The following is a 14,088-nucleotide window of genomic DNA, read 5'->3' on the forward strand; positions in this document are numbered from 1 at the left end:
GGCGGCCATGGCCACCAGTTTTTCGACCAAGGACCTTGTGTCGGGCGGCTTGTTCGTCGCGGCGGGGGCGTATTTCGCGCTGGAAGCGCTGAATTATGAAGTGGGCACCGCCTTTCGCATGGGCCCCGGCTTCATGCCGCTGCTGCTGGGCAGCGTGCTGGCGGCGCTGGGACTGGGCGTGGCGGCGGGTGGCTGGAAAAAGCCTGATCCCGACGAGTTGCTGGCGCCACCCTGGCGCGGCATGGCGCTGATCATCGGCGTCATCATCTTTTTCGCCGCAACAATTCGGGGCCTAGGCTTTGTGCCGGTGGTGATGATTTCGAGCTTTGCGGCGGCGCTGTCGAGCAAGCTGAATTCCATCGTGTTTTCGCTGCTGCTGGCGGTGACGCTCACCGTGCTGTGCACGCTTATTTTCGTCATCGGCCTGGGCATGAGCGTGCCGTGGTTCGGCCCCTGGCTGGGTCTGTAGGAGACAATCATGGATATCATTGCTTCCCTCAGCCTGGGCTTTTCGGTCGCTCTCGACCCGATCAATATTCTCTACTGCTTCATCGGCGTGCTGCTGGGCACGCTGGTCGGCGTCCTGCCCGGCATCGGGCCGACGGCGACCATCGCCATGCTGCTGCCGATTACCTTTTCGCTGTCGCCGGCCGGGGCGCTGATCATGCTCGCCGGCATTTATTACGGCGCGCAATATGGCGGCTCGACCACGGCGATCCTGATCAACCTGCCGGGTGAAAGCTCCTCGGCGGTGACGGCCATCGATGGCTACCAGATGGCCAAGCAAGGCCGCGCCGGTCCGGCGCTGGCCACGGCGGCGCTGGGCTCGTTTTTTGCCGGCACGGTGGCGACTTTGCTGCTGGCCTTTTTCGCCCCGCCCCTTGCCCGAGCGGCGCTCAATTTCGGGGCGCCGGAATATTTCGCGCTGATTGTGCTGGGGCTGCTGGTGTCGATTGCGCTGGCGCATGGCTCGATTCTCAAGGCGCTGGGCATGATCGTGCTCGGGTTGCTGCTCGGTATGGTGGGCCAGGATATCTATACCGGCCAGCCGCGTTTCACCTTCGGCGTCCGCGAACTCTATTCCGGGCTGAACTTCGTCTCGGTGGCGGTGGGCGTGTTCGGTGTTGCCGAAATCCTGCGCAATCTCGAAGATGAGCGCGGCCGCAACGTGATGGTCAAAGCCGTCAAAAATCTCTGGCTGACCAAGGATGATTTCAAACGCATTATCGGGCCGGTGGTGCGCGGCACCGTGATTGGTTCGCTGCTCGGCGTGTTGCCGGGCGGGGGACATATCCTCTCGTCCTTTGCCTCTTACTCCGCCGAAAAGCGGCTGAGCAAAACGCCGGAGCAATTCGGACATGGCGCCATCGAGGGCGTGGCCGGGCCGGAATCGGCCAATAACGCGGCGGCGCAGACCAGCTTTATTCCGCTGCTGACTTTGGGCATTCCGGCGCATCCGGTGATGGCGCTGATGGTGGGGGCGTTTATCCTCCAGGGCATCACCCCCGGTCCCAATGTGATCAACGACCAGCCGGCGCTGTTCTGGGGCATCATCGCCTCGATGTGGATCGGCAATATCCTGCTGGTGCTGCTCAACCTGCCGCTGATCGGGCTGTGGGTAAAGATGCTCTCGATCCCCTATCGGGCGCTGTTCCCGGCCATCGTGCTGTTCGCCTGTATCGGCTGTTTCTCGATCAACCAGAATATCTATGACGTCTATGCCATCGGCTTTTTCGGGGTGGTCGGCTATGTGCTGATCCGCTTCGGCTGCGAGCCGGCGCCGCTGCTGCTCGGCTTCGTGCTGGGGCCGCTGCTGGAAGAGCATCTGCGGCGGGCGATGATCATCTCGCGCGGCGATCCGATGATTTTCGTCACCAGGCCGATCTCGGCGACCTTGCTGGGGCTGGCATTGCTGGCCGTGCTGATTGCCGTGCTGCCCAGCATTCGGCGCAAGCGCAATGAGGTGTTTGTCGAGGAGGACTAGTCCCTCAACAAACGCGGTCCACCGCGGCCTTGAGCCGGGACGACATGGTGAATGGGAGCGCTTAGCGGCTTATTCGGCTGCGCCGCGCAAATCGACCATGGCGTCGGGGCCATTGGGGTCGCCGGGGGCGGTTTCGGCGCCGAAATCGGGGAAGGCGACGACGCGGTTGTTGCGGAAGTCGAGGCGGACGACCAGCAGGCCGCGTTCCTCGAACCAGGTCAGCAGGCGCCGGGCGCGGCTGGCCGAGTGGGTGCCGTAGAGCCGGGCCAGGGTGGCGTCGGAGGGGCAGGGGGCGTTGGTGACGGCGGCCTGCGCCAGCACCAGGAACACGCCCTGCACGTCATCGGTCAGGGTTTCGGAGAGGCTCAGCGCCTGTTGCCAGGCATCGCTGCCGGCGGTTTCGGCATCGGGGGCGATGCGGGCGACGGCCAGCTTGCGCTTGAAGGCGGGCAAAGCCGGCGGCTCGCCGAGCACGCGGCGGATGCGGCAGCGCACCAGGAAATCCTGATACAGCACCGCGACGGTGCGGAAACTGGCGTCGGGGTCGCCGAGCAATTCGACCATGATGGCGTCGATCTGCGCCTCGCGCTCGGCCTCGTCGATCTCGGGGAATAGCGATTGCGGGGCTTCTTCCGCCTGCGGACGGGCGCGGGTCAGCTGGGCCAGCAATTCATTGGTCGAGGGCGGCGCGGGCGGCGGCGGGCGGCGCACGATGGGGCGTGTCAGCTCGTCGGGATCGGCGGTGAAGATCAGGTCGGCAGCATCGAGCGGGGCGTCGGGCAGCGGCGTCAGCTTGGGGCTGGTGGAGCGCGCCGAGGTTTCCACGTCGCCGATGGTGATCGGCAGCGGCCGGCGCGAAATGGCCGGTCCGAGGGCGACGAAATGGCCGCGTGCCAGATCGCGGAACTGTTCGGCCTGACGCTTTTCCATGCCCAGAAGGTCAGCGGCGCGGGCCATGTCGATATCGAGAAAAGTACGGCCCATCAGGAAGTTGGAGGCTTCGGCGGCGACGTTCTTGGCCAGCTTGGCTAGGCGCTGGGTGGCGATGACGCCGGCCAAGCCACGCTTGCGGCCACGGCACATCAGATTTGTCATGGCGCCGAGCGAGAGCTTGCGAGCTTCATCGGAGACTTCGCCGGCAACGGCCGGGGCAAACAGCTGGGCTTCGTCGACGACGACGAGGACGGGATACCAATAATCGCGGTCGGCATCGAACATGCCGCCGAGGAAGGCAGCGGCGGCGCGCATCTGCTGCTCGACGTCCAGGCCTTCAAGGTTGAGCACCACCGAAACGCGGTGCTGGCGCACGCGGGCGGCGATGCGGGTCAGCTCGGCCTCGGTGCGGGTGGCGTCGACCACCAGATGCCCGAAACGCTCCGACAGCGTGGTGAAATCGCCTTCGGGATCGACAATACATTGCTGCACCCAGGGGGCCGATTGCTCGAGCAGGCGGCGCAATAGATGCGATTTGCCTGAGCCGGAATTGCCCTGCACCAACAGGCGCGTGGCCAGCAGCTCTTCGAGATCGAGCGTCGCGGGCGCGGCGCCCGTGGTGACGCCCATGTCGATTGCTACCTTCATCCGGTCTCCGATTGGCGGGATACGTCCCGGTCAGTCGGGAGTCACGCGAGGGTTCGAGTTGGGTAACCGACTGTTAGCACCGACGATGGCGATTCGGGGAATTGGGGAAGGCTCCGGTTGGGGTGTGGGCGCTTTTGTCCCCAACCGGTATTCGCCTCACAAATCCCGCAGCAATCGTGCCGGCCGTGCCGAGGCGGCGCGGAGGATGGTCAGGGCGCCGAGGCACGCGGTGATGGCGATGGCGGCGAGCAGGACCACGGCCAAAGCGTCGCTGCCGATGGAGAATTCGACGTTGAGCAGCAACATGCTGACCAGCCACCCCAGGCCAATGCCCAGGGCAATGGCGGGCAGCACGGCGAGGGTGGCCAGGATCAGATATTGCAGGAACGCCGTGGCCAGCAGTTCGAAGCGGGTCGCGCCCAGCACCTTGGTGATCACCGTGTCGGCTTCGCGCTGGCGGCGGCCGGTGGCGAGGCTGCCGACGAGGACCAGCAGGCCATTGCCGACGGCGAGGCCACCGACCAGCACGGCGGCGAAGGAGAGTTGGCTCAGGGCGTCGGTGATCTGCTTGAGGGTGTCGCCGATGGCGATAAAGCGGATGTCAGGAAGTTCGCTGGCGAGCAGGCGCGTCACGGCTTCTTCATGGCCGGGCGCAGCGGTGACGGCAGCGAACAGGGTGGTTGGATATTGCTCGATGACGCCGGGCGAGAAGGTGGCGAGGAAGTCGATGCCGCCCTGCCAGGAATAATCGCGGAAGCTGGCGATGGTGACGGTCACGGCTTCGCCGAAAATGGTGAAGGTGAGTGTATCGCCCAGATCAACGCCGAGGCCGGAGCGCAGGCTTTGATGCAGGGAGACGAGGCCGGGTCCGGCATAGTCGGATGGCCACCACGCGCCGGCAACCAGCCGCGAGGAAGCGGGCAGCTCGGCGCGGAAGGTGAGGGGCACTTCGCCAGCCAAGAGGAACGTGGCTTCGGGGCCACGGGTGCGGGCGGTTTCGGCGGGGGCGCCGGCGATTTCGGTCAGGGCGCCGCGCAGCATGGGGGTGGCGACGAAGCTGGTGATTTCGGCGTCGGCGCCGGCCATGGTGGTGAGGGTTTCGACTTCGTCGGAGAACAGGTCGGAAGCGACCAGCGTGGGCACGTCGAAGGCCGAGGCACCGAGAAATTCCTGGCGCAGATTGGCTTGCAGCACCAGAACGACAATCAGCATGGCAAGCGCCATCCCGGCCGACACCACCACCGAGGCCGCGTTCTGGCCGGAGCCGGAAATGGCGCGCAGAGCGTGGCGGAAAATCCGGTTGCGCGGCGCGGGGAGGCGGTCCAGCGCGAACTGGATGGCGCGGATGAACAGCTCGAACAGAATGGCCGAAGCGGCGGCGGCAAGGCCGAAGGCGGCGACCAACACGGCATCGCCGGTCATCAGCCAGGCCAGGACAAAAAAGGCGATGGCGGCGGCGATCAGCGGCAGCAACTGCCAGGAGAACAGCAAAGCGCGCCAGTCGATGGGCGGGGCCGACAGGCCCTTGGAGCGGAACAGCAGCACCGGGCGGATGGCCTGGGCCTGCTGTAACGGCAGATAGGCAAAGGCGAAGGCGGTGACCAGTCCGGCGGCAGCGGCCACCAGCAGCGGCTGGAGATGGAGGGCGGGGACGAGGTCGATGCCGACGGCGCCGCCAATGGTGGGCAGCACGAGGAAGGCGCCGCCGCCACCGATGACGAGGCCAATGCCGACGCCGACAGCGGCCAGCGCCGCCACCTGGGCGAAGAAATGCAGGAAGATGCGGCTGCGGCCGGCGCCCATGCTGCGCAGGATGGCAATGACGCTGGCACGTTCGGCGATATAGGCCTGCATGCCAGTCCAGACGCTGACGCCGCCGATGAGCAGCGAGCCGAGGCCGACGATAACGAGGAAGCGCATGAACAGGTCGTAATAGCGCACCATATCGCCCAGCCCGTCGCGGGCAGACCGCACGGTCCAGCCGCTATCGGCCAGGGCCTCCAATGCGGGCTTGCCGGCATCGGCGTCACGGTCATTGAGCAGCAGTTTGTAGCGATACCAGGTGCCCAGCCCGGGCAGCGGGGAGGAGCGGTCGGAGACCTTGGCGAAGCCCTCGGTGGTGATCAGCGCGGTGAGGCCAAGGCGGAAGCCGCGCACGGCGCTGTCGGGCAGCTTGGTCAGCGTGCCGCGCGCTTCGAACTGGGTGCCGCCGAGATTGAAGCTGTCGCCAACGGTGATGCCGAGCTGGTCGAGCAGCAGCGGATCGACCAGTGCTCCGGGGATGTCGTCGTGCGGCGCGAGCAATTCGGCGAGGCTGGCGCCTTTGCTCAGCTGCGGGCTGATGACGCGGCTGAGCAAAGGATAGGTGGGGCCAACGGCGGAGAGATCGACAAAGGCATCGCCGATGGAGCTCTCAGCGCGCAGATTGGTATCGATGACGCTGGAAATGGTGCCGAAGCCGGCGATGGTGGCGAGTTCTTCGGACGTGGCCAACCGGTCGGCGCGGGAGAGCTCGAGGTCGCCGCCCATCAATTCGGCGGCGCCGTCATCAATGGCGCGGGTGATGCTGGCGCCGACTGAATTGACGCCGGCAATCAGCGCAGTGCCAACGGCAAGGCAGACCACGAGCAGCAGGAAGCGGCGCAGATCGCCGCGCATATCCAACAGGCCAATGCGGATGGCGGCCCAGATGGCGCGCATCAGACGGTCACCGGGGTTTCGACCAGTTGACCCGCCGTCATGGTCAGCATGCGGTCGGCGCGGGCGGCCAGATGGGGATCATGGGTGATGAGCACGACGGCGGTGCCCTGCTTGCGGGCGAGATCGAACATCAGGTCGACGACCAGCGCGCCGGTGGTCTGGTCGAGATTGCCGGTGGGCTCGTCGGCCAGCAGCAAGGGCGGATTGGCGACCATGGCGCGGGCCAGGCCAACGCGCTGCTGCTCGCCACCCGACAGGGCCGAAGGGCGATGGTCGAGCCGCTTGCCGAGCCCGACAGCGTCGAGCGCAGCGGCTGCCTGCTCGCGGATCTGGGCCTGGGACAGTTTGGGCGACGCGATTTCGAGGGCGAGGCCGACATTGTCGAGGGCCGAAAGCGAGGGAATCAGGTGAAAGCTCTGGAACACGATGCCCATGGTGCGGCGGCGGAAGCGGGCCAGATCATCCTCGGAGAGGCCGCCCAGCTCCGAGCCATGCACCATGACCTGCCCGGCGCTGGCGCGCTCGAGGCCGGCCAGCAGCATCAGCAGCGAGGTTTTGCCGCTGCCCGAAGGGCCGACGATGGCGACTACCTCGGCCGGTTCGACCCGCAGGCTGACCCGCCGGAGGATGTGCAGCGGGCGGCCGGCAATCTCCAGGCTGTAGTCTACATTGCGGGCATCAATAATCGGTGCTTGCGAGGACTTCACGACAACCATTTCCATTTCGACGCGTTCAGGTCATCCTGAGCGCGGGGCAAATCCGCGAATTTCAATATTTCTACCGGCCATTCGGTAGCGAATTGGTAACATCGGCGTCAGGTGTGGCAGATTCTTATTGGCTTCGGTATCTCAGCACTGGCAGACATAAACAGAATCTGCTGATTCAAGGCGGTGGAGGGGCATTCCCGATGAAGAAGATGTTGACGATTGGCGCCGCGCTGCTGGCGACCCAGCTGGTTGGGCTGCCGGCACAGGCCGCTGAACCGCAACTGGCGTTGCTGACCTCCTATATTGGGGATTGGCGCGGTGAAGGCGCGTTGGTCGGCGGCAGCAAGGCTGAGCCGTTCCGCTGCCGGCTGGCCATCGCCAAGGGCAATCAGAGCAAGGTGAACTATACCGGGCGTTGTACGCTGGTGGACGCCACGCTCTCGATCAGCGGCACCATCGCCTATAATGACGCCGAAGCCCGCTATGAAGCGGCGATGAGCTCGAATGCCGGCTTTACCGGCCTCGCCATCGGGCGCGAACGCGGCGGGCAGATCAGCTTCGACCTGCGCGAGCAGCAGAAGGACCGAGGCGGCAGCGATGTGCGAATCGGGTCCCGCATTCTGCTGGTCGAGGGGAAGATCACCGTGGATTTCGAGGTCGAGTTCAACAATTCGGGCAATGTGCTGACCGCATCAGTGCCGTTCAGCCAGTAGGTTTTTCAGCTTTGTCAGGCGGTTCCGGCGGCGGGGTTTCGCCGGAACGACGCTGTGCGAGGAGCACGGCGGCATTGACACGCGCAGCGAGATGATCAATCTTGTATGGAAGATAGCACCGGGCCGTGAGGCCCTTTCCAGCAGCAAGATTCCATTAGACATGACCAAGAAATTCGCCATCGTCGGGACCGGCGGGCGTCACCAGATGTTCCGTGAAGCCGTAGCCGAAACCCATGCCGACAGCGCCGAACTGGTAGCGCTCTGCGACATCAACCAGAGCCGGCTGGCCCTGTCAGCGCATAAGGTGCCCAATAAGGGTGGCAATGGCATCGCCACCTATCTGGCCGAGGATTTCGACCGGATGCTCGAGGAGCAGCAGCCCGATACGGTGATCGTCACCACGCCGGATTATCTGCATGACGAATACATTGTGCGCGCGCTCAAGGCGGGCCGCAATGTGATGACCGAAAAGCCGATGACCATCGATATCGCCAAGCTCAAGCGCATTCTCGATGCGCAGCGCGAGAGCGGCAAGTCGGTGACGGTGACCTTCAACTATCGGTATTCGCCGGCACGGACCCAGCTCAAGGACATGCTGATGAACGGGGTGATCGGCGAGATTACCGCCATCGACTTCCGCTGGTATCTCGACCGGGTGCATGGCGCCGACTATTTCCGCCGCTGGCACCGCTACAAGGACAAGTCGGGCGGGCTTCTGGTGCATAAATCCACCCACCATTTCGACCTGCTCAACTGGTGGGCCGGCTCGACCCCGAAAAGCGTATCGGCGGTCGGCAAGCTGGATTTCTACACCCCGGAAATGGCGATCAAGCTGGGGCTGGAAGGCCATGGCGAGCGCTGCCATACCTGCCCGGTGGCCGCCAAATGTGATTTCTTCATGGACCTCGAAAAGGACGAACCGCTTAAGGCGCTGTATCTCGACAGCGAGGGCGATGACGGCTATTGGCGCGACAAATGCGTGTTTGCCGATGACATCACCATCGAGGACACCATGCAGGTGCAGGCGCAATATGCCTCGGGCGCTTCGCTGAATTATACGCTGGTGGCCTATTCGCCCTGGGAAGGGCTGGAGGTGAAATTCCACGGCACCAAGGGCGAGCTGACCCACAAGCATATCGAAGTGCATGGCGTGTTTGCCGGCGGCGAGCGCGACAAGGAAGAGCGGCATAATGTGACCACCGAGCTGCATCTGGCCGGGGGCCTGCCGCAGCAGATCGAAGTGTGGGAAGGCAAGGGCAGCCATGGCGGTGCCGACCCGATCATGCTGGGCTATCTGTTTGACCCGCAGAATATGCCGGCCGACGAATATGGCCGGGCGTCGGACCAGGTGTCGGGGGCATGGTCGATCCTGACGGGCATTGCCGCCAACCAGTCGATCGCGCGCAATGGCGAGCGGATCTATATCGACGCGATGCTGAAAGAGGCCGGGATCGAACTATAGGGGGCGAAAGCCCCCACCCGCGGCGCTGAATGAGCCGTGGGTAATTCGGCAGCGAGCGTGACTTACCGGCGAAAATACGCTCATGGTCGTGGAAGGAAACAGTAAGGTGGCGGCGGGCGTGCTGGAAGCAGGTGAGGAGACCATGGCGATGCGCGTCGTTGGCGCGCTACGCGACGATATCGTCACCATGGTGCTCAAGCCCGGTGATGTGATTTCCGAGAGTGATATTGCCGGCCGCTATGGCGTGTCGCGCCAGCCAGTGCGCGAGGCGTTTATCCGCCTGGCGCAGCAGGGCTTGCTGCTGATCCGGCCCAAGCGGGCCACCGTGGTCAAGAAAATCTCGCCCGAAGGCGTGCGGCAATCGCGCTTCATCCGCGAATCCATCGAGGTAGAAATCATCCGCCGGGTGGCGGCGCATCCGGGTGATGACGCAGCGGGCGTGCTGCAGAGCCTGATCGCCGACCAGGAAGCCGCCTCTTCGGCCAATGACAGCCGGCGCTTTCATACGCTGGACGAACTGTTTCACCGCACGCTGTCGCGGCTGGCGGGCGTGGAATATGCTTGGCAGCTGATCGACGACCACAAGATGCAGCTCGACCGGGTGCGCTATCTGACGCTGGGCGCCTCGTCGTCACAGCGGGCCATTGACGAGCACAAGGCCATTGTCGCCGCCGTAGCCAAGGCCGATCCGGCGGCGGCCGAACTGGCAATGCGGGCGCATCTGGCGCGCGCCGAGGTGCTGCTCAACCAGACCATCGCCGAGCATCCGGATTTTTTCGAATAGGGTCAGCAGGCTGGTCCGACTGAACTTGTTCCGGCCCATCCCGTTACCCCCGCATCGGCGGGGGGCGCTGTTTTGGGACGGCGCAGCATGGCAACAGGAACGCACAGATGAAAACACGGCGCTTGGGCAAGACGGGCTACGAGGTCTCCGAAATCGGGCTGGGCTGCTGGCAGCTGGGTGGGGATTTTGGCCCGGTGGGGGATGACACCGCCTCGGCGATTCTCGACGCGGCCAATGCGGCAGGGGTGAGTTTCTGGGACACGGCCGACGTCTATGGCGGTGGCTTGAGCGAAAGCCGCATCGGCAGCCATGGCAAGGGGCCGGGCGTGCATGTGGCGACCAAATTGGGACGCTCGGGTACGCTCTATCCCGATCATTATTCCAAGGATGGGGTGCGGGCGAGCCTTCAGGCGTCCGCCCAGCGGCTGGGGGTAGCGACGCTCGATCTGGCGCAATTGCATTGCGTGCCGCCGGCGGTGCTGGAAGATGGGGCGATTTTCGGCTGGATGGATGAGTTGCAGGCCGAAGGACTGGTGCGGCATTGGGGCGCCAGCGTCGAGACCATTGACGAGGGGTTGTTGTGCCTCGAGCAGCCAGGCTGCGCCACGCTGCAGATCATTTTCAATCTGTTCCGTCAGGATGCCGCCACGGTTTTGCTGCCCAAGGCGGCGGAGTGCGATGTCGGCATTATCGTGCGGCTGCCGCTGGCGAGCGGGCTGCTGAGCGGCAAGTATGATCGCAATACGCGCTTCGATGCCTCCGATCACCGCAATTACAATGCCGATGGGCAGTCCTTTTCGGTGGGTGAGACCTTTTCCGGCCTGCGCTTCGAGCGCGGGGTGGAGCTGGTGAACGAATTGCGCGGATTGGCGCCCGAGGGCATGGCAATGAGCCAGTTCGCGCTGCGCTGGATTTTGGATCATCCACAGGTCAGCACCATCATCGCCGGGGTGAGCAAGCCGGAACAGCTGGCCGACAATGTGGCGGCGAGCGAGCATAAGAGCCTGTTCCCGGCGCTGATGGGCGAGCTGGCCCAATGGTATTCCACGGCAGTAAAGCCTGAAATCCGCGGCGGGGTTTGAGGTATTTCTTCACCTCGCCCCTCAGGGGCGGGGGACTGCTCAGTGCGTGGGAGAGCTTGCATCGCCCCTAGCGCATCCGGCCAAGCATCCCTACCTTGTGCCGAACACTAGAACCTGCCGAGTTATCTCCATGTCCCAGCACGAAGCCTTCGACCTCATCCGCGACGAACAGATCGCGGAGGTGAATTCGCGGGCGCAATTGTTCCGGCATAAAAAGACCGGGGCCGAGGTGCTGAGCCTGGTCAATGACGACGAGAACAAGGTGTTTGGCATCACCTTCAAGACGCCGCCGAGCGACTCGACCGGCATTGCCCATATTCTGGAACACTCGGTGCTGTGCGGGAGCCGGAAATATCCGGTGCGCAAGCCGTTTGTGGAGCTGATCAAGGGAAGCCTGAACACCTTCCTCAACGCCATGACCTTTCCGGACAAGACCGCCTATCCGGTGGCCAGCCAGAATCTGAAGGATTTTTATAATCTGGTGGACGTGTATCTCGATGCGGTGTTTTTCCCGCTGATCACCGAGGATACGTTCCGGCAGGAAGGCTGGCATTACGAGCTGGAGAACACCGCCAGCCCGCTGGTGTATAAGGGCGTGGTGTTCAACGAGATGAAGGGCGTGTTTTCCTCGCCCGATGCGGTGATGCGCGACCTGTCGCAGCGCTCGCTCTATCCCGATGTGACCTATGGCAAAAGCTCGGGCGGCGACCCTAAGGCAATTCCGGCGCTGAGCTACCAGCAGTTCAAAGCGTTCCACCAGACCTATTATCACCCGTCCAATACGCGAGCGTTCTTCTCGGGCGATGATGATGCCGGAGAGCGGCTGGCGATTCTGGATGCGTATTTCAGCCAGTTCGAGCGGGCGCCGGTGGATGCCGAGGTGAAATTGCAGCCGCGCTTCAATGCGCCGCGCAGCATCGTCGCCACCTACGCCGGCACCAAGGAAGCGGGCAAGGTGCGCGACGGCATGGTGTCGGTCAACTGGATGCTCGATCCGCCCGCCGACCGCGCCGAAGTGCTGAGCCATGGCATGCTGAGCTATCTGCTGGCTGGCAATCCGGCGGCGCCATTGCGCAAGGCGCTGACAGAATCGGGGCTGGGCGAGGGCATGACCGGCGGCGGCATCGGCGCCGGGCTGCGCCAGCCGATGGCCAGCTTTGGTATGAAGGGGATCGACCCGGCCGACGCCGAAAAAGTCGAGTCGCTGATCCTCAAGACGCTGGGCGAGATTGCCGAGACTGGCTTTGCTGCGGATCAGCTGGAGGCGGCGGCCAATACGTTTGAGTTCTCGTTGCGCGAGAACAATACCGGCTCGTACCCGCGCGGCATGATCTACATGTTCAACGCGCTGGGGGTCTGGCTGCATGACGGCGATCCGCTGGCGGCGCTGCATTTCGAAGAGGCGTTGACGACGCTGAAGCAGCAGGCTGCTGCGGGGCATTTCGAAGCCGAAATCCGCCGTCTTTTCCTCGACAATACGCACCGCACCACCGTGACCCTGAGCGCCGACCCGGAGCAGGGGGCGCGCGAGGTGGCCGACGAGGTGGCGATGTTGGCCGGGGTGCGGCAGGGGCTGGATGGGGCGGCGCTGGAGGCGACGGTGGCCGAAACCGTTCGGCTCAAGGCGCTGCAGGAAGAGGTGGATGATCCGGCCGAACTGGCCAAGATTCCGACGCTGACGCTGGGCGATCTGCCGCGCGAAAGTCGCACGGTGCCAATCGATATCGGCACGCTGGGCGGGGCGCGGCTGTTCAATCACGAACTACCGACGCTGGGGATCGTCTATCTCGATCTGGGGTTCGATCTGCATGTGCTGGATAAGGGCCTGTTGCCTTATCTGCCACTGTTCGGGCGGGCTCTGTTGCAGACCGGGACCAGCAAGGAAGATTTCGTGTCGCTGACGCAGCGCATCGGGCGGTCGACGGGCGGCATTGCCCTGCATCGGGGCCTGTCGACGCTGCAGGGCGGCGAGGGGAGTGCTGCGTGGTTCTTCCTCTCGGGCAAGGCGGTGCCGGACAAGCTTGAGGAAATGCTCGCCATCATGGGCGACGTGTTGCTCGATGCGCAGCTGGATAATCGCGAGCGCTTCCGCCAGATGGCGCTGGAAGAAAAGGCCGGCTTCGAAGCGCGGCTGGTGCCAAGCGGCAATGCCATTGTAGATATGCGGCTGAAATCCGGGCTGACCGAGGCGAGCTGGATTGCCGAGCAATTGGGCGGGGTGAGCTATCTGCAATTCCTGCGCGGGTTGGTGACGCGGATCGATAGCGATTGGGACGGGGTGGCGGCGACGCTGAAAACCATCCGCGACCGGCTGTTCAATCGTGGGCGAATGGTGGTCAATGTGACCGCCGATGGGGCGCTGCGGGAGCGGGCACAGGGGGAGCTTGCCGGGTTCCTTGGGCGGCTGCCGAATGCGGAGGTGGGGCTGGCCGACTGGAGCGTGAAATTTGCGCCGAAGTCGGAGGGGCTGATCATTCCGGCGCAGGTCAATTATGTCGGCAAGGGCGCCAATTTGCGGGCGCTCGGGTTTGAGCTGACCGGGGCATCGAGCGTGGTGCTGAAGTTTTTGAATACCACCTATCTGTGGGACAAAATCCGGGTGCAGGGCGGGGCCTATGGCGGCTCGAGCCGGTTTGACCTGACCAGCGGGAATTTCTCGTTCCTGTCGTACCGCGATCCGAATTTGCTCAAGACGCTGGATGCCTATGACGGGGCTAGCAAGGCGCTCAATGCCGGGATCGGCGCCAATGATCTGACGCGCTCGATCATCGGGGTGATCGGGGATGTGGATGGTTATGAATTCCCCGATGCCAAGGGCTATTCCTCGATGTGGCGGCAGCTGACCGGGACGACAGACGCGATCCGCCAGCAGCGGCGCGACGAGATTTTGAGCACCACCGAGGCCGATTTCAAGCGGCTGGCCGAGGCCGTGGACGCGGTGGCGCGGCAGGGGCATGTAGTGGTGCTGGGCGGCGAGGCGGCGATCACGGCGGCCAATGCGGAGCGGCCGGGGCTGCTGGATGTGACCAAGGTGATGTGAGGGAAAGATGGATTGCCCGGACAGGCCGGGCAATG

At 64.2% G+C, this 14,088-nt stretch carries 10 protein-coding genes; 7 read left to right on the plus strand and 3 right to left on the minus strand.

The window, feature by feature from the left end:
• The first annotated feature begins 7 nt into the window (after positions 1–7).
• Together ACX3OW_RS09535 and ACX3OW_RS09540 are read left to right on the plus strand one after the other, a co-directional pair.
• Positions 8–469: a tripartite tricarboxylate transporter TctB family protein gene (locus ACX3OW_RS09535; protein WP_459095538.1), complete on the plus strand. Its 462-nt coding sequence runs from the start codon at positions 8–10 to the stop codon at positions 467–469.
• Between the two features lie 9 nt (positions 470–478).
• Complete coding sequence (locus ACX3OW_RS09540) at positions 479–1,984, plus strand: tripartite tricarboxylate transporter permease (RefSeq protein WP_459095539.1); 1,506 nt, start codon at positions 479–481, stop codon at positions 1,982–1,984.
• A gap of 69 nt (positions 1,985–2,053) precedes the next feature.
• Here ACX3OW_RS09540 and ACX3OW_RS09545 read toward each other — a convergent pair whose 3' ends face one another.
• The 3 genes from ACX3OW_RS09545 to ACX3OW_RS09555 form a co-directional block, all read right to left on the minus strand.
• Positions 2,054–3,565 (minus strand): helicase HerA domain-containing protein, encoded by a 1,512-nt coding sequence (locus ACX3OW_RS09545; protein WP_459095540.1) that lies wholly within the window; start codon positions 3,563–3,565, stop codon positions 2,054–2,056.
• 156 nt (positions 3,566–3,721) lie between these two features.
• Positions 3,722–6,265, minus strand: a complete 2,544-nt coding sequence (locus tag ACX3OW_RS09550; protein WP_459095541.1) for an ABC transporter permease — start codon at positions 6,263–6,265, stop codon at positions 3,722–3,724.
• A complete protein-coding gene (locus ACX3OW_RS09555; protein WP_459095542.1) occupies positions 6,265–6,972 on the minus strand; it encodes an ABC transporter ATP-binding protein in 708 nt (235 codons plus the stop codon). Before ACX3OW_RS09555 ends, ACX3OW_RS09550 begins: the two co-directional genes overlap by 1 nt.
• Before the next feature lie 200 nt (positions 6,973–7,172).
• On the opposite strand from ACX3OW_RS09555, the gene ACX3OW_RS09560 reads away from it, so the two are divergent.
• From ACX3OW_RS09560 to ACX3OW_RS09580, 5 genes are all read left to right on the plus strand, one after another.
• Positions 7,173–7,685 (plus strand): hypothetical protein, encoded by a 513-nt coding sequence (locus ACX3OW_RS09560; RefSeq protein WP_459095543.1) that lies wholly within the window; start codon positions 7,173–7,175, stop codon positions 7,683–7,685.
• 160 nt (positions 7,686–7,845) lie between these two features.
• Entirely contained in the window at positions 7,846–9,147 is a 1,302-nt protein-coding gene (locus ACX3OW_RS09565) for a Gfo/Idh/MocA family protein (protein WP_459095544.1), read from the plus strand.
• Positions 9,148–9,229: 82 nt separating this feature from the next.
• Positions 9,230–9,931, plus strand: a complete 702-nt coding sequence (locus tag ACX3OW_RS09570; RefSeq protein ID WP_459095545.1) for a GntR family transcriptional regulator — start codon at positions 9,230–9,232, stop codon at positions 9,929–9,931.
• 107 nt (positions 9,932–10,038) lie between these two features.
• Positions 10,039–11,013: an aldo/keto reductase gene (locus ACX3OW_RS09575; protein ID WP_459095546.1), complete on the plus strand. Its 975-nt coding sequence runs from the start codon at positions 10,039–10,041 to the stop codon at positions 11,011–11,013.
• Positions 11,014–11,143: 130 nt separating this feature from the next.
• The gene (locus ACX3OW_RS09580; protein ID WP_459095547.1) at positions 11,144–14,053 is read left to right on the plus strand and encodes an insulinase family protein; all 2,910 of its coding nucleotides are present in this window, start codon (positions 11,144–11,146) and stop codon (positions 14,051–14,053) included.
• The last annotated feature ends 35 nt before the right edge of the window (positions 14,054–14,088 follow it).

This window comes from Devosia sp. A449 (assembly GCF_054489375.1).

Excerpts from the sequence above, each read along its gene's own strand:
- ACX3OW_RS09550 (WP_459095541.1), bottom strand. The coding sequence starts at position 6,265 with ATGCGCGCCATCTGGGCCGCCATCCGCATTGGCCTGTTGGATATGCGC.
- ACX3OW_RS09580 (WP_459095547.1), top strand. The coding sequence starts at position 11,144 with ATGTCCCAGCACGAAGCCTTCGACCTCATCCGCGACGAACAGATCGCG.
- ACX3OW_RS09545 (WP_459095540.1), bottom strand. The coding sequence starts at position 3,565 with ATGAAGGTAGCAATCGACATGGGCGTCACCACGGGCGCCGCGCCCGCG.
- ACX3OW_RS09560 (WP_459095543.1), top strand. The coding sequence starts at position 7,173 with ATGAAGAAGATGTTGACGATTGGCGCCGCGCTGCTGGCGACCCAGCTG.
- ACX3OW_RS09565 (WP_459095544.1), top strand. The coding sequence starts at position 7,846 with ATGACCAAGAAATTCGCCATCGTCGGGACCGGCGGGCGTCACCAGATG.
- ACX3OW_RS09570 (WP_459095545.1), top strand. The coding sequence starts at position 9,230 with ATGGTCGTGGAAGGAAACAGTAAGGTGGCGGCGGGCGTGCTGGAAGCA.
- ACX3OW_RS09540 (WP_459095539.1), top strand. The coding sequence starts at position 479 with ATGGATATCATTGCTTCCCTCAGCCTGGGCTTTTCGGTCGCTCTCGAC.
- ACX3OW_RS09575 (WP_459095546.1), top strand. The coding sequence starts at position 10,039 with ATGAAAACACGGCGCTTGGGCAAGACGGGCTACGAGGTCTCCGAAATC.
- ACX3OW_RS09535 (WP_459095538.1), top strand. The coding sequence starts at position 8 with ATGGCCACCAGTTTTTCGACCAAGGACCTTGTGTCGGGCGGCTTGTTC.